The following is an 18,254-nucleotide window of genomic DNA, read 5'->3' on the forward strand; positions in this document are numbered from 1 at the left end:
CCTCCGGGGATAGCGGAAGCTGGCCGTTACTGTCGACTCCCTCCAGACTGTCGTGCTGGCCACTCGCCCTCACGAGCGCCTCGGTCACACTCCGCGGAAGGACGACGCAGCCGGGATTGGCCCGGAGCCATTCTTGCGCCTTCGGATCCAGCTTGTTCCACAGGTTCTCAATCGACGGCTTATTCACTGTATTCGCTCCGATCAGACGGGTGGGGTGCCCGGGCCAGCGGCCGGCATGGCGGCGGTTACTTCGCGAAACTCGTATGGATTTCGGGACTCGACGCAGCCAAGATCTGTTGGCTATTCTTCCTCGTGTCCGGCACGCTGCTCAATCCCTTTGCTACCGGGCCAGGCCTGGGGCCGCGGACAGCCTAATGGCCACGGAACAACCATTCGTAGGTTACGTCAATGTGACGATGCGCCCACAGCAGCACGGACTGGAATTCGTAGTCCGTGCTGCCCGTCGAGTGTCCTGCCTGTCCTTCCCTGGGCGCGGTGCTGTCAGTTCACCCCGGCGCCGACCCCTGCCTCCACGGCCCCGCCGGCGAGCCGGAGCCAGGTGTCCACCACGGTGTCAGGGTTCAAGGAAACGGAATCGATGCCTTCCTCGACCAGCCATTCGGCGAAGTCCGTGTGGTCACTGGGCCCCTGGCCGCAGATACCGACATATTTGCCGCGCGCCTTGCAGGCCTTGATGGCCATGCTCAGGAGCTTCTTGACGGCGGGGTCGCGTTCATCGAAGCCGCCGGAGACAATCGCGGAATCCCGGTCCAAGCCCAGGGCCAGCTGGGTCATGTCATTGGAGCCGATGGAGAATCCGTCAAAGTAGTCCAGGAACTCGTCGGCGAGCAGGGCGTTGGACGGAATCTCACACATCATGATCACCTCAAGGCCGTTCTCGCCGCGCGTGAGGCCGTTCTCCGCCAACAGTTCAATGACGCCGCGGGCCTCGTCCAGGGTCCGCACGAACGGGATCATGAGCTTGACGTTGGTCAGCCCCATCTCGTTGCGGACGAAGGACAGGGCCTCGCACTCGAGGTCGAAGCAGTCCCGGAAGGAGGGCTCCAGGTACCGTGAGGCGCCGCGGAAGCCGATCATCGGGTTCTCTTCGTGCGGCTCGTAGGCAGGTCCGCCGATCAGGTTGGCGTACTCGTTGGACTTGAAGTCGGACATCCGCACAATCACCGGTTCCGGCGCGAAAGCCGCCGCAATGGTGGACACGCCTTCGGCCAGCCGCTTGATGTAGTAGTCGCGCGGGCTGTCGTACGCGGCGATCCGCTCCCGGATTTCGGCGGCGACGTCCGCCGGCTGGCTGTCCAGGTTCAGCAGCGCCTTGGGGTGGATGCCGATCTGCCGGTTGATGATAAATTCCAGCCGGGCCAGGCCCACGCCGTGGTTGGGCAGCTGCGCGAACGTGAAGGCCTGCTCCGGTGTCCCGACGTTCATCATGACCTTGACCGGGGCCTCGGGGAGCTGGGTGATCTCGGTTTCCTCGACGCTGAAGTCTAGGAGCCCTTCGTAGATAGTGCCGGTTTCGCCATCGGCGCACGAGACGGTCACGTCGAGTCCGTCGGAGAGCACATCGGTGGCCGCGCCGGTGCCGACGACGGCGGGAATCCCAAGTTCCCGGGCGATGATGGCCGCGTGGCAGGTGCGTCCGCCGCGGTTGGTCACGATGGCGGAGGCCCGCTTCATGATCGGTTCCCAGTCCGGGTCGGTCATGTCCGCGACGAGGACGTCGCCGGTCTTGAACGCGGCCATCTGGTCAATCGACGTGAGGATGCGGACTTTGCCGGCGCCGATGCGCTGGCCGATGGCGCGCCCCTCGACCAGGACCCGTCCGGAGCCGTTGAGGCGGAAGCGGCTCAGGCTGCCGGAGGCCCGGCGGGACTGCACGGTCTCCGGGCGTGCCTGCAGGATGTACAGGCCGCCGTCGATCCCGTCCTTGCCCCATTCGATGTCCATGGGGCGGCCGTAGTGGTTCTCGATGGCGACGGCGTGCCGCGCGAGCTGCTCGACGTCGTCGTCCGTGAGGCTGAAGCGGTTCCGCAACGATGCCTCCACGGGTACAAAGTCGATGGTGCGGCCGATCTCGCGGCTGCTCGTGTAGGTCATCTGGAGGGCCTTCTCGCCCAGTCCGCGCTTGAGGATGGCGGGACGGCCGGCCTGCAGCGCAGGCTTGTAGACGTAAAACTCGTCCGGGTTCACGGCGCCCTGGACAACGGCCTCGCCGAGGCCGTAGGAGGACGTGACGAACACGGCGTCCTGGAACCCGGACTCCGTGTCCATGGTGAACATGACGCCGGAGGCCCCGACGTCCGAGCGCACCATGCGCTGGATGCCGGCCGAGAGTGCCACCTCGGCGTGTTCGAATTTGTGGTGCACACGGTAGGCGATGGCCCGGTCGTTGTAGAGGGACGCGAACACGTCCTTGATTGCGAGCAGGATGTTCTCGATGCCGCGGACGTTCAGGAAGGTTTCCTGCTGCCCGGCGAATGAGGCGTCGGGAAGGTCTTCCGCGGTGGCGCTGGAACGGACGGCCCAGGAGAGGTCCTCGGAGCCGCCGTGCTTGTCCACCAGCTGCCGGTAGGAGTCCCGGATCTGCGCCTCAAAGTCCGGCAGGAAGGGCGTCCCGAGCATCAGAGACCGAATCTCCTGCCCGGCCGAGGCAAGGGCCGTCACATCATCGGTGTCCAGGCCGACCAGCCGGTCGGCGATCTTCTGGTCCAGGCCGGAATCTGCCAAGAAGCTGCGGTAGGCATCCGCGGTGGTGGCGAAGCCGTCCGGGACCTGGACGCCGGCAGAGGTCAGATTCTGCACCATTTCGCCAAGGGAGGCGTTCTTTCCGCCCACCCGGTCCAAATCCTTGAGTCCGAGTTCTGAGAACCACAGGATGTCTGTCGTCATGGTTACTGCTCCTTTGCAGATGATGGCATGCAGATGTGCCGCCCGCTTGCGACGATAGCCGCTAGTGGGCGCGAATCCTGTCCACAGTGACAGGTCTCGGGCGCTCTTTCCACATGATGTGCGCCACACCGGGTTTGTGAAACTTTTCCCTAATGTTTGAGGTTCATGCGCTGCAGAATGGTCGCCGCCATTTCCTCCACGGAAACCGTGGCTGAATTCAGGTACGGAATCCGGTGGGATACGTACAATTGCTCGGCGCTGCGCAGCTCAAAACCGCACTGCCGCAGCGACGCGTAGGGTGAGCCGCGGCGCCGTTCGGTGCGGATTTGGCTTAGGCGCAGGGGGTTGGAGGAGAGGCCGAAACATTTCTCAACGAACGGCCGCAGCGGTTTGGGGAGCCCCTCCCGCTGAAAGTCCTCGTCCACCAAAGGGAAGTTCGCGGCGAAGATTCCATGTTGCAGCGCCAAATACATGGTGGTGGGTGTTTTTCCGCAGCGGGACGGTGCCACCAGGATGACCTGGGCCTTTTCCAGCGCGCGCAGGCTCTGGCCGTCGTCGTGTTCCATGGCGTACTCGACGGCGGCCATCCGGGATTGATACCGCTCCGCATTTCCTAGGCCGTGGGCCCGGCCGGGCTCGCCGCTGGCCGGTGAGCCCAGGGCCTGCTCCAGCTGTCCGAGATGCGTTCCGATGAGATCCACGATGATTCCCCGGCATGTCGCCAGGACCTGGCGGATGTCACTGCTGACGGCGGTGGAAAAGACGATCGGTCGCAGGCCGGTGGCGGCCAGTTTGTCGATGGTTCGGACCACGGTCTTGGCCTGTTCGACGGTGGTGATGAAGGGAACCGTGATGCGGTCAAAGTTATTAGCGGGGAACTGCGTCAACAAGGTGTTGCCGAGCGTCTCCGCAGTGATGCCGGTGCTGTCCGAAAGGAAGTAGACAGGCCGAAGATCGTCATTGGTCATGAACGCATTCTCCACCAGGAGCGGTCCCCGCCCGGCATCGGGCAGCCGGCGGGTCCCTATCCGGGCCTCCGGACACAGACGTAGACTGCTCGCGTACAACGCCACCAACCGTCGGGGAGATTTACATGAGCTATGCAGGCACCGGAAACGAGAAGGCCCTCGCAGCAAGCGACCTTAACCGGACACATGTCGGACTGACCGTGAGCTTCCAGCCGGACGAATTCACCGTGGTCTTCGGCCGGATCGGCGCCATTGCGCGCAAGGAGGGCGGCGTGACCATCGCACTTGCAGGAGTGGACGGCACGGGTGGGCTGCCTTCCCACTTCAGCCTGCCTCCCGCCCAACTGGTCTACGTCCAGCCGGACATGCTCACTAATACCGAGTCGACCATCAAGGATCTGTTCGGCAAGGTGCAGGAGAATCTGCGGAGCCACAAGGGAGATCAGCGGCCCGACGCCGTCTAGGGATCCTTCCCTGCGGATCCAGTCTCGCGTCGCCCGGAAGTGATTTGGCGGGCCTGGGAGCGTTGATCGGCGATGCTGTCCGGATGGCGCCTATGCTGGCAGCCACTACGAGGGCAACCGCTATGGCGTCGATGTATCCGAATTGCTGCCCGAGCACCGCAAAGCCGGCCAGTGCCGCCACGGCCGGCGCGGTGCAGGTCAGCACCGAGAACGTGGCGGCCGGGAGTCGGCGCAGGGCCATGAGCTCGAAGGAGTATGGGATCGCCGTCGAGAGCAGTGCGACGCCGAGGCCAAGGCCAAGGACCGTCGGCTCCATCAGGGCGGTCCCGGCCGTCAAGATCGCGCCAGGCAGCGAGACGACCGCCCCGATGGCCATTCCGAGGGCCAAGCCGCCCAGCCGTGGGAATGTTGCTCCGGTCCTGGCGTTGCACAGGATAAACAAGGCCCAGCACGCCGCCGCACCGAGAGCGAAGCAGACACCGGCGACGTCGAGATCGGCCAGCCCCTCCTGTCCAAGCAGGGCTACCCCGATGAAGGCCAGAGCCGCCCACAGCAGGGCTTTGGCGCGTCGGCTGACCACGACGGATAGGACCAGCGGGCCCAGTACTTCGATGGTGACCGCCGTCCCCAGCGGCAGCCGTGCAATGGCCTCGTAGAACAGTGAGTTCATCGCTGCCATGGTCACTCCGAGTCCGATGGCAGCCCGCCATGCCCTTGGGCTGTGCCCGTGCAGCCTCGGCCGGGCAACGGCCAAAAGGATGACGGCGGAGAACGCCAGACGCAGCGTCACGATGCCCAGCGGTCCGGCGGCGGGAAAGACGAGCACAGCTACTGCTGCACCGAGCTGCTGGCACAGCACCGCGGCCATCACCAGCACGGTTGCCGGGGCGTAACCGGGGGCGGGCGTGCCGGAGAAGGCCTGGGATGTGGTCATTTGCATGGTTCCAACGTTAGGAAAGTCAGCAGGCGGCAGGAAATACCATTTGAGTTGCTGTTATAACCTAGACGCATGAGCGTTGAGGCGCGACATTTGAGGGCATTCCTGGCAATCGCCGAAGAAGGCGGGTTCAGTTCCGCTGCGGCCGTGTTGCGGATCAGCCAACCGGCGCTGTCCCGGACGCTGCGGCAACTCGAGGCACACCTGGGCGCCAAACTTTGTGACCGCTCGACCCAACACGTGGCCATCACTCCTGCCGGAGAGGCACTGCGTCCGCGCGCCGCCGCCGCGATCACCGCCCTCGACGCGGCCCTGGACCCCGCTGGGATACCTGTCCGGCCCCTGCTGCTGGGATATCCGTGGTCCGCGCTCGGCCGCCGGACTGGACCCCTGCTACGCCGCTGGCGCGAACTGCACCCGGGGACGCCGGTGGAGTTGCGCCGCGTGGATGACCGTTTCGGCGGTCTAGCCACCGGGCGCGCCGATGTCGCCCTGATACGCGGGGATCCACCCGTGGCCGGGGGCCCGGCCAGCATGCGGCAATGCGAACTGGCCGAGGAACCCCGCTTAGCTGTTCTGCCTGCCGACCACGTACTGGCCGGCCGCGACGAGGTGCGTCTTGCCGACCTGTCTCACGAAGTTGTCGTGGTCAATACGCTCACCGGGCTCACACGGTTGGACCTGTGGCCAGCGGGGATGCGCCCGAAGCACACGGTGGCCACTGACAATACTGACGACTGGCTGCTCGCGATTGCCTCCGGCCGCGGCATCGGCATCAGCGGCAGCTCAACTGCGGAAACCTACCAGCACCCTGAGGTCACTTACCGGCCGCTCGTCGACGCCCCGCCGGTCACCGTGTCACTGGCATGGCTGGAGCCGGTGTCCCACGCGGCCGTGCCGGCGTTCGTGAAGTTCATGGTGAACGAAGTGCCGCCGGACCTCGCCGCGGACTAGGACTGCCTGGCGGGACCGCGGGTTCAAGGGGTGCGGCCCGGGTTCCGCAGAAGGTCCGGTATGGGCCGAAGCTTTCCGGGTCTGCAGCGGCATAGTGCTCGAGACCGGGCCGCCCGCCGCCCGGCGGACCGCGGGTCCATCGCCGGGCAGGGGCAGGGGCCGTGGCCGGCCGGAAGTAGGGCAAGCCCCTATTCCTCGTGGCCCTGGTCCCCGCTCATCGAGTCTTCGGCCGGGGGCGTTTCTCCCGGAGGCACTCCCCCGCCTGGCTCCAGCCCGGTGATGTTGCCGCTGAGTGGATCCGGGTTGGCCGAGGCGGCGGGATCGGAGGGCCGGTCACCGCGTGTGTCCGGATGCTCCGAATGCTCCGCGTTCCCCGCCTCCCCAGGAGGATCCGGGTTGGCCGGGTCATTTTCGGGATGATAGGTGCTCATAGTTGTTCCTTCCCTCGAGTGGTGACTCTGGACTATTTGTAAGCATGCTGATAATTCTGGAACCGTCAAGGCCGGGACTCGAATACGAAGCAGCATGAGGGCTGCGGTGGCCTGAGATAGAGGGCCGCGGGGTGGCCTGAGATAGAGGGCCGCGGGGTGGCCTGGGGTAGAGAAGGAGTGAGATGGTCGACCGGATAGCCAATATTTGGGGAACCCGGACCGCGTACGCCCGGGACGGCCTGTGGCCGGTCCGGGTGGACCAGGTCCTGGACGACGGCATCGCGGAGGGCGACGTTGACCGGTGGGTGCAGTCCGCCTGCGTCCTCTGCAGCAACGGATGTGCCTGCGACATCGCCGTCAAGGACGGCGCGATGGTCGGGATACGCGGCCGGGCGCAGGATCTGGTCAACCATGGCAGGCTCGGACCAAAGGGCCTCTTCGGCAGCCGCCAGGGTGTGTCCCACAAAGACCGCCTGACGAGTCCCCTGGTCCGCGAGAATGGGCAACTGGTCGAATGCGACTGGGACACGGCGATGCGCCGGATTGTGGACCGGAGCAGGGACCTGCTGGCGGAACGCGGCCCGCTCAGCCATGGCTTCTACACCAGCGGGCAGCTGTTCCTGGAGGAGTACTACGCGCTGGCCGTGATCGGGAAGGCCGGCATCGGCACGCCGCACATGGACGGAAACACCCGGCTGTGCACTGCTACGGCGGCGGCGGCCATGAAAGAGTCGTTCGGCGCCGACGGCCAGCCCGGATCCTATACCGACATCGACAGCTGCGACGCGCTCTTTCTCTATGGCCACAACATGGCCGAGACACAAACGGTGCTTTGGTCCAGGGTCCTGGACCGGATCGCGGGCCCCGACCGGCCCCGGATCGTCTGCGTGGATCCGCGCAACACGGAGGTCGCACGCCATGCCGACGTCCACCTGGCCATCCGGCCCGGCACGAACCTTGCCCTCATGCACGCCCTGGTCCGAGAGGTGCTGGCCCAGGGCTGGGATGATGCCGGCTATGTCCGCGACCACACCTTGGGCCTGGACGCTCTCCGGAAGGTGGTCGAGCCTTGGACGGCCGAGGCGGCTGCCGCCGTCTGCGGTGTCCCGGCGTCGGACATCAGGGACGCAGCCAGGATCTTCGGCACCTCCGACCGGATTGTCTCCACCGTGCTGCAGGGCTTCTACCAGTCCTCGCAGGCGACGGCGGCGTCGTGCCAGGTCAACAACCTGCACCTGCTGCGCGGGATGCTCGGCGCCCCAGGGCGCGGGGTCCTCCAAATGAACGGCCAGCCCACGGCGCAGAACAACAGGGAATGCGGCGCGGACGGGGACCTGCCCGGATTCCGCAACTGGGAAAACCCGGACCACATCCAGGAATTGGCCCGGCTGTGGAACGTGGATCCGATGACCATCCCGCACTGGGCGCCGCCAACCCACGCCATGCAGATCTTCCGGTACGCCGAACAGGGCTCGATCGACTTTCTGTGGATCTCGGCGACTAACCCGGCGGTGTCCATGCCCGAACTTCCCCGGATCCGGGACATCCTCGCCAAACCCGACCTCTTCCTCGTCGTCCAGGACCTCTACCTCACAGAAACAGCGCAGTACGCGGACGTGGTGCTTCCGGCAGCCGGATGGGGCGAAAAGACCGGGACGTTCACAAACGTCAACCGCATCGTGCACCTCTCCGACCAAGCGGTTGACCCTCCAGGTCAGGCCCGCAGCGACTTGGACATTTTCCTCGACTACGCACGCAGAATGGATTTCACGACGCTGAACGGGGGGCCGCTGCTGGACTGGACCGGGCCCGAGGACGCGTTCGAGGCCTGGAAAGACTGCTCCCGCGGACGCCCGTGCGACTACACCGGCATCACTTACGGCAGGCTGCGCGGCGGCAGCGGCATCCCCTGGCCGTGCAACGAGGACCACCCCAACGGAACGGACCGCCTGTACCGGGACGGCGTTTTCCCCACCGACCCGGATTACTGCGAAAGTTACGGCCATGACCTGCTCACCGGCGCCACGGTGGGAGCCCAGGCCTTCCGCGCCCAGGACGCTGGAGGGCGGGCCCTGTTCAAGACCGCCCCGTTCCACCCGCCGCACGAGGAACCCGACGAGGACTACCCGCTCCGGTATACGACCGGGCGCACGGTGTACCACTTCCACACACGCACCAAAACGGGCCGTTCGCGGCCGCTGTCTGACGCGGCACCGCGGGCCTGGGTGGAACTGGCCCGGGAGGACGCGGACCGGCTCGGCATTTCCGAAGGCGACCTGGTCCGGGTCACCTCCCGCCGGGGCCGGATCGAGGTCCCCGCACGAGTCAGCGGCATCGCGCCCGGCACGGTGTTCGCCCCATTCCATTACGGCTATTGGGACACCGGCGGCCGCCCGGGGACCCACCCGACGGCCGCGAATGAACTGACCCTGACCGAATGGGACCCCGTATCCAAGCAGCCGATGTTCAAAAACGCGGCGGTGACCGTGGAGAAGATCGGCGATGCCACCGGACCGGCGCCGGCCCCGACCACCACGGCGTCCCGGCCCGCCGCGGCGCCTGGCACCGCGCCGGTCCCGGCCACGACCGGCGGCGACGGGGCCCAAGCCACGGAAACAACGGACACCAAACCTGCACCCCGGTTCCCCGACACGATCAGAAACACCACGGAGGGTGGCCGGCCATGAACCTGAACATCTACCTGGGCATGCTCCGTCAGGCCGAGAACACGCTCGCCGATTCCTTCCGCCAAGTGGCCGAGGGCCACGGGGCCGAGCCAGATGTTCACTTCCTCTGCCGCACCCTGGCAGCCCAGTGCGACGGGCACGGGGAACTCCTCGGGCCCGTCGTGCAGCGCTACGGCGAAAACAGCTCCGACAACGAGCCCGAACGGCTGCACGCCCAGGGCCTGGCCACAACCCGGAACGGTCCCGTCGGTCTCCTGCGCGACCTGCAGGACCTCTACCTGCTGGCCAGCTTCGTCGATGTCACCTGGACGATGGTTAAGCAGGCCGGGTCCGCGCTGCGCGATAACGAGTTACTCGCCGTCGTGGAGAAATGCGACGCCGAAACGGCCACCCAGCTGCGCTGGCTGCAAACCCGGATGAAACAGGCCGCACCCCAGGCCCTCGTCGCAGCACGCTGAGGCCATCGAAAGGGACCACACGGCGGCGCCCGGAAAGATGACCCCAACGGACTCACTGCGATGGAACCCGGGTAGGGGTGCCCCGCCACCTTGCTGACGTGGCAGCGCTGTGGTCCGCAGGTCGAAGGATCGTCGACGAACGTCCGAGTCTCACTGACCGGCGTCGGTGAACCGTTCCGCCGCGGTTTCCAAGAGGAGACCCTCGAGTTCGCGGAGCTGTGCCGTTGCCCGGTCCAGCAGATTCGCCACCTGCTCCTGTCCAATGCGCGGGTCCGTGCGGGACAGGAGACCCAAGGTCTTCCAGAGCAGCGACTTGCCCGTGACGGCACTGATCAGCGCTTCGAGTTCCAATTGTTCGGCCGCGCCGGTCCTGGCGTGGAACGGATTGAGCGGGCCAAGGGACGCGAGGTGCGCCCCTGTCCAAGCGAAGGGCTTTTTGTAGGCCGGGATGCCTAGACCGAGCCCCTCGGTGATGCCCTCTAGGGTTGCCTTGTCGGCACTGACTTCCGTCGCGAGCCGCGCGATGGTACTGCCGCGTGGCGAGTCCTTCCACGTCTTGGCCGCCTGTTCGAAGAGTCGCTCCCCCGCCGCCGCGGCTATCAAGTGACTGTGCAAGTACGCGGCCAAGGGGCTCTCCCCGGTTGTGCCCTTGCCGTGCTGTCCGGCGTTCATGGTCATATACCTTTCGTCCCTCGGGCTCCTGTGCGGTCTCGGGTCCCCAGTGACCTAGAACGTGGGGGCGCCGGGTTCAGCGAGCGGGTGCTCGCGCTCGATCTGGGCGACCTTTGGATCGTTCTCGTCGGCGCCGTAGTCCGAGCTGCGGGTGATGTCATTCCCACCAGGGAGCTTCATTGCGTGGAAGAGCAGAGATAGGCCTGTGGCAACCACAAGGTTTATCGCAAACGCCACAACGGCGATGTAGACCTGTATGTCGGTTCCGGGGATGGCCGCGATCGAGCCCCCGAAGTAGGCTTTCGTGACCGGGTTGACCACGTTGTACGCCGCGATGGTGCCATAGATGATTCCGGCTATCCAGCCGCCGAAAAGCGCCCATCGGTGGAACCAGCGGGTGTAGAGCCCGGCCACGATCGTCGGGAAGGTCTGCAGGATCCAGATGCCGCCGAGGAGCTGCATGTTAATTGCTGCCGACTGGTCCATGGCAATGACGAAAATTAATGCACCGAATTTCACCACAAGCGACGCAATCTTGGAGACCTTTGCTTCCTGCCGGGGGGTGGCGTCGGGCTTAATCAGGTCGCGGTAGATGTTGCGGGTGAACAGGTTCGCCGCGGCTATCGACATGATCGCGGCCGGGACCAGAGCCCCGATGGCGATGGCGGCCAGGGCGATTCCGGCAAACCAGGCCGGGAATTGATCCAGGAACAGCTGCGGCACCACCAACTGCGGGTTGACAGCGCCGTTCAAGTCGACGGGATTGGTTCCGGCGAAGATGGCCACGTAGCCCAGCAGAGCCAAGAACCCCAGCATCAACGAGTACAGCGGCAGCACCGCGGCATTCTTCCGGATCGTATTCCTGCTCTTGGTCGCCAGGACGCCCGTGATCGAGTGCGGGTACATGAAAAGCGCCAAGGCCGAGCCCAGAGCCAGCGTCCAGTAGGCCGAGTAACTGTTCGCGCCCGGAATGAAGACTCCAGTGGGTTTACCGGTGGCAGGGTTGACCGCAGCGAGTTTCGCCTCGGCAGAGTCGAAGATGGGGCCCCAGCCGCCGAACTTGATCGGCAGGTAAATTACCGCGACGATCACCGCCAGGTAGATCAGCAGATCCTTCACAACGGCGATCAGGGCCGGAGCCCGCAGGCCCGAGGTGTACGTATAGGCGGCCAGGACCACGAACGCGATGATCAGCGGCAGGTCGGTCAGCAGTACGTTCTCCGCACTGCCCAGGCCCAGCACCGTGAGCACGGCCTTGATTCCGACCAGCTGAAGCGCAATGTAGGGCATCGTCGCGACGATGCCGGTGACGGCGACGGCAAGGGTCAGCGCCCTGCTGCCGTAGCGGCCGCCGACGAAGTCGGCCGGCGTGACAAACCCATGCCGGTGCGAGACGGACCACAACCGGCTCATCAAAAGGAACACGATCGGGTACAGAACGATTGTGTACGGCACCGCGAAGAATCCGCTGACGGCGCCAGTGGCCCACATTGCAGCCGGAACGGCCACGAAAGTGTAGGCCGTATACAGGTCGCCGCCGAGCAGGAACCAGGTCACCCAGGTTCCAAAACCGCGGCCCCCAAGGCCCCACTCGTCAAGGCTGTGCAGCCCTGTCCCCTCTCCCCGCCGCCACCGCGCAGCCACGAACCCCAAGACCGCCACCAGGACGAAGAGAATGATCACAATGGTCAGTGGAACCCAGCTAATGGGCCGGTCCGGAGCGGCCAGCGGCACGGCTGCCCCGCTCATCGCTCCTCCTCATCACCGGTCACGCCGCGCACGGATTCGCGCCGGCGGCGATCCTCCTTGCCGACCAGCCAGTAGGAGATCCCTACTAGGGCCGAGGTGATCGGAATCCACATCATCTGGTACCAGTAGAAGAACGGCATACCGGCCAAACGCGGCTCATCGACAGAATACGCGGGCACATACAACGGAATCACAATGGCGATGGCCAACAGGATTCCGGTGGCGACATATGGACCGGGTCTGGCCGGCCCGCGCGTTGGCACATCGGGACTGGACATCGACGCCTCCTCATTGAGACGGGCCCCCGGAGCGGGAGGACTTCCCGGGACGTGCCGGCGGCCTGAAGACCGCGTGTCGCAGCGGTCATTACACACAGGATAGACACTGGATTTATTCTCGAACAGGGCAAATGCACATGCCTCTGACGGCGAGGAGCAGTGCCATCAGCAGCGCAGGTGTCCCCAATTCAGGTTAGTTGCCCGGACGGTCTCCCCACACCAGACTTCAGGCCGTCGGCACGAGCTGAATACGATCCGCCAGCCGATCGACGCTCAGCTACGGTTTGGCCTTGTCCGCCGCCGCGCGGGACCGCCTGGCATAGAAGGGTGGCCCCGGCTGAGTCCCAACGAGCCAGCCTGATCTGTGAGGCCACTAGCGGCGGATATTGAGCACTGACGCGCCACCGACCACGAGGTATTGCGTGCTACTAAGCATGCTGATTAGATCTTGATATCGGCCGCATTCCACGACCGGCAACCGAAAGGACGGACAGTCATGGGAATTCTTGCATTCCTCATTCTCGGCCTTATCGCAGGAGCTATCGCCAAGGCGGTTCTTCCCGGCCGGCAGGGAGGCGGCTGGGTGATCACACTCGTTATCGGCGTCGTGGGCGCCATCCTCGGAGGCTGGATAGGTTCGTTGATCTTCGGCGGAGGCCTCGCTGACTTCTTCGATCTGCGGACCTGGCTCCTCTCCATCCTCGGAGCCGTTATTGTGCTCCTGATCTATGGCGCCGTCGCCGGCCGCAGAACCAGGGCATAAGGGCCACCGGCCCATTGCTGCCCCGTGGGACGTTCGGGGAATTGCTGGAGGGCTTGGTAGGAACCCGGCCAAGTGCCCGATCCTGCTTTCCCGGGCGGCCCTTTCCACTCCGGGCAATTCTCAGCCCCGCGGCGCCTTCAAAGCACTGGTCGGCATCGAAGGACTCTGCCCAGTATCGGTCAGGCACTCCATCGAGGGTTCCCGATCGGACGCACTGTTCCAACCGATGAGATCCAAGGAAACGTCATGTTCACCACCGAACAAAAATTGATCGTCTGCTCAACCAAGGCGCAAATGTTCTTTCAGAGGACGGAGAAAAGATCGGCTCCATCGGCCAGGTCTTCGTGGACAACAAAGACGGACAGCCGAGCTGGGTAACCGTCAGGACGGGCCTATTCGGAATGTCCGAATCATTCGTACCCCTGGAAGGAGCCCGAACAGAGGGAAATGACATCGTGGTCCCCTACAGCAAGGACCACGTCAAGGACGCGCCAAGGATCGACGCCGATCGGCCCCTGGAGCCTGCCGAGGAAGACCGGCTCTACCAGCACTATCAGCTCGACACCGGACGCACCTACACCGAAGCGACTACGGCAGATTCCGGGCCCGGGCCAGAGCGTACCGGCGCACCCGCCGCCACGGGCACCACCGCACCCACCGAACAACGAGACACCACCGACGACGCCACAACCCCCGCCGCACAACGAGACACCGCCGCACCAGACCGCACCCAAGCACCCGCCGCCGCCGCCGCAGGATACGACACCACAACTGCCACCGAACAACGAGAGACCACCGCGCCAGACCGCACCGCAGCAACCAGCACCCCCGGCGCACCCGGATACGACACCACAACTGCCACCGAACAACGAGAGACCACCGCGCCAGACCGCACCGCAGCACCCACCGTCGCCGCCACCCCCGCTGCCACCGGCGCATACGACACCACCGAACAACGAAACACCGCCGCACCAGAGCGCACCCAAGCACCCACCGCTGCCGGCACCGGCACCGCCGGATACGACACCGCAGCACCCACCGAACATGGAGACACCGCACAACGAGACACCGGCGCAGCAGCTACCGCCACCGGCCGGGCACGCCTGCGCAAATACGTCACCACGGAACAAGTCACCAAGACGGTTCCGGTACAGCGCGAAGAGGTCCGAATCGAGCGAGAACCGATCACGGAGGAAAACCGTGACGAGGCATCGAACCGTGCGGACCAAGACGACGAGCGCGACGTCATCCTCCACGAGGAACGACTCATAGTCACCAAGGAGACCGTCCCGGTCGAACGAGTCCACATCGGCACCGAAACGGTCACCGAGGAGGTCACCATCAACGAGGAAGTCCGCAAGGAACACATCGACACCGACGGACCCGAAGAGGGCCGCGGCTAAACCCGCCGAACCATCAAATACCGGGGCAAGGAGCCTGTCGCCCTTGCCCCGGCGTCTGAACGCGGGAAGGCGACGGTTCCCGTCGCGTTGCTTCGCCGGGCTCTGGTGTGGAGGCCCCCCAAGCCAAGGTTTCGACGCCGCCACCCACACAACCGAACAGGCCAATGCGGCGGCCAGGCAAGAGCCGAACAGCCCCGCGGGCGCATCCTCAACGTTGAGGCTTGCAGGGACGCGTCCTCAACCTCCGCGCACTGGGCCGAAGGATCCCCCGGGTTGACTCATCTCGGACCATTGCCCGGCGGACCGCTGAGCACGGTGGGAACGTACTCGAGCAGCTGGAGCCGACCGTCGAAGGTCCTGCTGTCCACCATGTCGAGCGATACGTCGGGATAGCCGTCGTAGATCCGCTCCCGCCCGGTTCGGCCGGTGATCACCGGGAAGACGACTACCCTGAACCTGTCCACAAGGCCAGCGGTCAGCAGCGACCGGGAGAGGCTGAGGCTGCCCAGGGTGCTCATGGGCCCGGTTCCGGCCCGTTTCATCTCCGTCACGGCCTCAACCGCGTCACCAGTGACCAGCTGCGAGTTCGGCCACGTGAGGGGCGCCTGCATGGTGGAAGAGAAGACGACCTTCGGCACCGCGGCAAGGCCGGTCAGGCTGGCGCCCTCATCCTCGGAGAACCCCGAGCTCCCGGCCGCCGCCTCCTCTGACATGCTGGACATCAGCCGGTATGTGTTCGCCCCCAGAAGGAAGGTGTAGCCCTTCTCCCCCTCCTGCTCAAGCCAAGCTAGGTATTCCGGCCCCTCCAGACCCCACCAGCCGGGCCATCCCTCGGCCGAGGCATACCCGTCCAGGGAGATGATCAGGTCAACCATCAACTCCGCTGATGATGCCTCTGCAGTTGTTTCAGCCATGGCCCTCTCCTCGGTCCGGAAGACATCAGCTTCTAAAAGACGTCAACGTCCACTAGGCCCGCCAGGTCGGGGACAGCCGGTTCCCTTCCGGGTCTAACCAAGCAATGCCGCACCGCTAAGTCCCCGACCGGCACCACGCCGCAGATGTGCCATCGACGTCCGTGCCGGCAATGCTAGCCCTTGAGCGATCAGACGTTCAAGGGAGCGATGACTCCGGCGGCCGCCAGCCATGTCGGAAGCAGCGCCGACGCGGCAAATCCTTGGCGCACGCATCCCTACGCCTGCATTGCGGGCTGCCACGCCCTTCCGACTAGTCAGATGCTCCGGGATTTCCCCGCCATATGATGAGGCATGGACTTCGTGGATGCGCTTTGGACTGCGGTAGGAGCCGGACTGATCTTGATGATGCTCGCCGACGTCTTCCACACCCTTCTCTATCCGCACGGTTCCGGTCCGGTCTGCAGAACAATAATGCGGGCATTCTGGCTACTAACGAGGAGCTTTAGAGGTAGGGCCGGCACATTGTCGGCTCCCGTGTCTTTGGTCGCCGTTATTGCAGCTTGGACGGGACTCGCAATCCTGGGATGGGCTTTGCTCTACCTGCCTCACCTGCCGGGAGGGTTCGTCTACGGAGAAGGGGTGCCGCAGCAGGGGGATTTTGCCGAAGCCGTCTACATCTCAATGGGTAGTCTTTCCACCGTTGGCTACGGAGAGATAGTCGCCGGACCTCCGCTCCTGCGGTTATTGGCAGGCCTGCAGTCCATCACCGGATTCGCGTTGCTGACAGCCACAGTGTCATGGCTCCTGCAACTTTTTCCTGCTCTGACCCGCCGTCGGACTCTCGCTCACCAGCTCAATCTGATGAGGGAAGCGGGCGGACAAGAAGGCATAGCCGGACTGGACCCGACTCACTCTGCGGCGTTGATCGAATCGCTGGCGAGAAGTGTGGCTACGGTCAGTGTCGACTTGAGTTCCCTTCGTGAAAGCTATTACTTCCGGGAAGTCGAACAGAGGAGTTCACTGGCAGCCACAGTTGCTTATGCACAGGACCTGTCATCCGAGGCGAAGCTCAGTGACAACACGGAACTCCGTTTCGCCGGACGAATGCTGCACGCGTCCTTAGATGACCTGGCAGCAGTCCTCCGCGGTAAGTTCGGTCACTCCGGCGAAACGTCGTCGGCAGTGTTTGACAGTTACGCATTGCACCACCGGCACCGTCAGGAGCATGCCCGGACCGGGCACTAGCCACCCGGAAAATGCCTTTCCGGTACTCAGCTGCGTTTCCGGGACCTGCTCGGACGACGACGGCGACACTGCCCTATCGTGGGGCAGAGGCTCTCGCTAGACTTAAATTGCGCCGGACTAGACGCATGAATTCGTCTCGGGAGGGCAGGATCATGACAGACCGCAGCGACTCTGAATTACCCGCGGACCAGGTGCCCACGGAAAAGAAACCAGAAGAACGGGAGCTCCGGGGCCGGTACGTCGAAGGCACCTATGGCAAGGCCGGCGTGCAGAGAGGTCGCCGCGCGGAGGACGAGGAAGGCCAATACATCCAAGGTGACTACGGTGCGGCCGGCAGCGAGGGCGGTCTGCCCGAACCCTTGGGAGACCAGGCCAAAGAATCCGGACGCTACGTGGCGGCCGACTATGGCGACGCTGGTGCGGCTCCGGGACGTACGGCCGGGTCGGAAATCGGTCAGTACACCGCAGGTGACTATGGTGCGGACGGTACTGTGGATCCCCTGCGCAAGGCCGGAACAGGTCCGCGAAACGAAGAGCCAATGACCGAGAATCCGCACGTCGGCCAAGAGGCTGCATCGCAGGACCGGCACTCCTCGCCGGGTGCGGACGCCCACGCCGATGAATCCCGCAGCGGTGCAGACGTGGGAGAGTCGATCGAGATCGCGGAGCGGGGCACCGAGGCGGAGGGGGATCACTCGCATCCGGAACGGGCCAAGACGGGCGAGGCGCCCGTGGAGCAAGTGTTCAACGACCCCGCCATGACCGAGGGGCAACGGACCGTGAGCGGCTCCGCAACGACAACCGAGGCCGTACCGCCTGGACCTTCACCTGCCGAAGCCGGCTCCGGCGGAGCCCAGTCAGTTGTTGGCGCCCGGGAGTCGGACCGTCTCGCGGCGGGCGAGCCACCGGCCGCAGGCAAGCCCTTCGACACCGGCACGAAGGAGGAATGAACCAGGCAGGGAGGCGATCCCTAGCGTTCGAACCGCCGCGTTCCAGGTTGTTTCCCTTGGCGCGGCCGAAGCCGTCGGAGTGCTTGCCTTCGCTCCCCCGTGCGCCCCGGACCAGCATAGTCCGGGGCTTGCTTGGGCGTCTGTTAGCGCCCGATGCTGACAGTGAGATCCAGATGGATGTCGTTATCGGCGACAAAGCGGTCCTGGAGGTAGCGAGCAAGGCTCGCGTCGGTGGCGGTGTGAACGCTTTGCGCGATCGCTCCGCGCAGCACCGCCTGGGTGTTGGTGGACTTGACGACGTCCAGCGGCGCCCATCCACGATGGCCGCCGGTAAGACGTTCTATGTCCGTGCGGAAAGAACGCTTGTGGTCTTCTCGGACAGTAGCGCGCATGGTGAACGGGATAAAGGGAGTGGGCAAGGAGGTCCTTTCGCGAGGCAGCCGGTCGTCGACGCCCCAGTCTGAACAAGTCCTC

The 18,254-nt window shown here is 65.0% G+C and carries 17 protein-coding genes; 8 read left to right on the forward strand and 9 right to left on the reverse strand.

Going from position 1 to position 18,254, the window contains the following annotated elements; genetic code table 11:
* Nucleotides 1-501 precede the first annotated feature (501 nt).
* On the reverse strand, nucleotides 502-2,907 hold the full coding sequence (ppsA, locus tag M2428_RS04275; protein ID WP_277524046.1) for a phosphoenolpyruvate synthase: 2,406 nt from the start codon (nucleotides 2,905-2,907) through the stop codon (nucleotides 502-504).
* Between the two features lie 149 nt (nucleotides 2,908-3,056).
* On the reverse strand, nucleotides 3,057-3,875 hold the full coding sequence (locus M2428_RS04280; RefSeq protein WP_277524047.1) for a pyruvate, water dikinase regulatory protein: 819 nt from the start codon (nucleotides 3,873-3,875) through the stop codon (nucleotides 3,057-3,059).
* 125 nt (nucleotides 3,876-4,000) lie between these two features.
* Here M2428_RS04280 and M2428_RS04285 point away from each other — a divergent pair, with 125 nt between their 5' ends.
* Nucleotides 4,001-4,339, forward strand: a complete 339-nt coding sequence (locus tag M2428_RS04285) for a hypothetical protein (RefSeq protein ID WP_277524049.1) — start codon at nucleotides 4,001-4,003, stop codon at nucleotides 4,337-4,339.
* On the opposite strand, the gene M2428_RS04290 is transcribed toward M2428_RS04285, so the two are convergent.
* Nucleotides 4,266-5,273: an EamA family transporter gene (locus M2428_RS04290; RefSeq protein WP_277524051.1), complete on the reverse strand. Its 1,008-nt coding sequence runs from the start codon at nucleotides 5,271-5,273 to the stop codon at nucleotides 4,266-4,268. The genes M2428_RS04285 and M2428_RS04290 overlap by 74 nt on opposite strands.
* A gap of 75 nt (nucleotides 5,274-5,348) precedes the next feature.
* Between M2428_RS04290 and M2428_RS04295 the strand changes: the two genes are divergently transcribed.
* Nucleotides 5,349-6,230, forward strand: coding sequence for a LysR family transcriptional regulator (locus M2428_RS04295; RefSeq protein WP_277524052.1), 882 nt, complete (start codon nucleotides 5,349-5,351; stop codon nucleotides 6,228-6,230).
* Between the two features lie 188 nt (nucleotides 6,231-6,418).
* Here M2428_RS04295 and M2428_RS04300 read toward each other — a convergent pair whose 3' ends face one another.
* A complete protein-coding gene (locus tag M2428_RS04300) occupies nucleotides 6,419-6,661 on the reverse strand; it encodes a DUF6480 family protein (protein ID WP_277524053.1) in 243 nt (80 codons plus the stop codon).
* Nucleotides 6,662-6,843: 182 nt separating this feature from the next.
* Between M2428_RS04300 and M2428_RS04305 the strand changes: the two genes are divergently transcribed.
* Together M2428_RS04305 and M2428_RS04310 are read left to right on the forward strand one after the other, a co-directional pair.
* Complete coding sequence (locus M2428_RS04305) at nucleotides 6,844-9,348, forward strand: nitrate reductase (protein WP_277524054.1); 2,505 nt, start codon at nucleotides 6,844-6,846, stop codon at nucleotides 9,346-9,348.
* A complete protein-coding gene (locus tag M2428_RS04310; RefSeq protein ID WP_277524056.1) occupies nucleotides 9,345-9,806 on the forward strand; it encodes a hypothetical protein in 462 nt (153 codons plus the stop codon). The genes M2428_RS04305 and M2428_RS04310 overlap by 4 nt, the downstream gene beginning before the upstream one ends.
* Before the next feature lie 150 nt (nucleotides 9,807-9,956).
* Here the strand turns inward: M2428_RS04310 and M2428_RS04315 are convergent, their stop codons facing one another.
* From M2428_RS04315 to M2428_RS04325, 3 genes are read right to left on the reverse strand one after another with little or no spacing between them, the layout of a single operon-like run.
* A complete protein-coding gene (locus M2428_RS04315) occupies nucleotides 9,957-10,478 on the reverse strand; it encodes a hypothetical protein (RefSeq protein ID WP_277524058.1) in 522 nt (173 codons plus the stop codon).
* Nucleotides 10,479-10,532: 54 nt separating this feature from the next.
* On the reverse strand, nucleotides 10,533-12,227 hold the full coding sequence (locus M2428_RS04320; protein WP_277524059.1) for a sodium:solute symporter: 1,695 nt from the start codon (nucleotides 12,225-12,227) through the stop codon (nucleotides 10,533-10,535).
* Nucleotides 12,224-12,505, reverse strand: a complete 282-nt coding sequence (locus M2428_RS04325) for a DUF3311 domain-containing protein (RefSeq protein WP_277524061.1) — start codon at nucleotides 12,503-12,505, stop codon at nucleotides 12,224-12,226. The genes M2428_RS04320 and M2428_RS04325 overlap by 4 nt, the downstream gene beginning before the upstream one ends.
* A gap of 496 nt (nucleotides 12,506-13,001) precedes the next feature.
* On the opposite strand from M2428_RS04325, the gene M2428_RS04330 reads away from it, so the two are divergent.
* Nucleotides 13,002-13,268 carry a GlsB/YeaQ/YmgE family stress response membrane protein gene (locus M2428_RS04330; RefSeq protein ID WP_277524063.1) on the forward strand — a complete coding sequence of 89 codons (267 nt, stop codon included), beginning with the start codon at nucleotides 13,002-13,004 and terminating at the stop codon, nucleotides 13,266-13,268.
* Between the two features lie 275 nt (nucleotides 13,269-13,543).
* Nucleotides 13,544-14,671: a DUF2382 domain-containing protein gene (locus M2428_RS04335; RefSeq protein WP_277524532.1), complete on the forward strand. Its 1,128-nt coding sequence runs from the start codon at nucleotides 13,544-13,546 to the stop codon at nucleotides 14,669-14,671.
* A 278-nt stretch (nucleotides 14,672-14,949) separates the two neighbouring features.
* Here the strand turns inward: M2428_RS04335 and M2428_RS04340 are convergent, their stop codons facing one another.
* The gene (locus tag M2428_RS04340) at nucleotides 14,950-15,585 is read right to left on the reverse strand and encodes a dihydrofolate reductase family protein (RefSeq protein ID WP_277524065.1); all 636 of its coding nucleotides are present in this window, start codon (nucleotides 15,583-15,585) and stop codon (nucleotides 14,950-14,952) included.
* Nucleotides 15,586-15,936: 351 nt separating this feature from the next.
* Here M2428_RS04340 and M2428_RS04345 point away from each other — a divergent pair, with 351 nt between their 5' ends.
* On the forward strand, nucleotides 15,937-16,830 hold the full coding sequence (locus M2428_RS04345) for a potassium channel family protein (protein ID WP_277524066.1): 894 nt from the start codon (nucleotides 15,937-15,939) through the stop codon (nucleotides 16,828-16,830).
* A gap of 152 nt (nucleotides 16,831-16,982) precedes the next feature.
* On the forward strand, nucleotides 16,983-17,780 hold the full coding sequence (locus M2428_RS04350; protein WP_277524067.1) for a hypothetical protein: 798 nt from the start codon (nucleotides 16,983-16,985) through the stop codon (nucleotides 17,778-17,780).
* 143 nt (nucleotides 17,781-17,923) lie between these two features.
* Here the strand turns inward: M2428_RS04350 and M2428_RS04355 are convergent, their stop codons facing one another.
* A complete protein-coding gene (locus tag M2428_RS04355; protein WP_277524068.1) occupies nucleotides 17,924-18,199 on the reverse strand; it encodes a hypothetical protein in 276 nt (91 codons plus the stop codon).
* Nucleotides 18,200-18,254 lie beyond the last annotated feature (55 nt).

This window comes from Arthrobacter sp. ES3-54 (assembly GCF_029504395.1).
Taxonomy (GTDB): Bacteria; Actinomycetota; Actinomycetes; order Actinomycetales; family Micrococcaceae; genus Arthrobacter.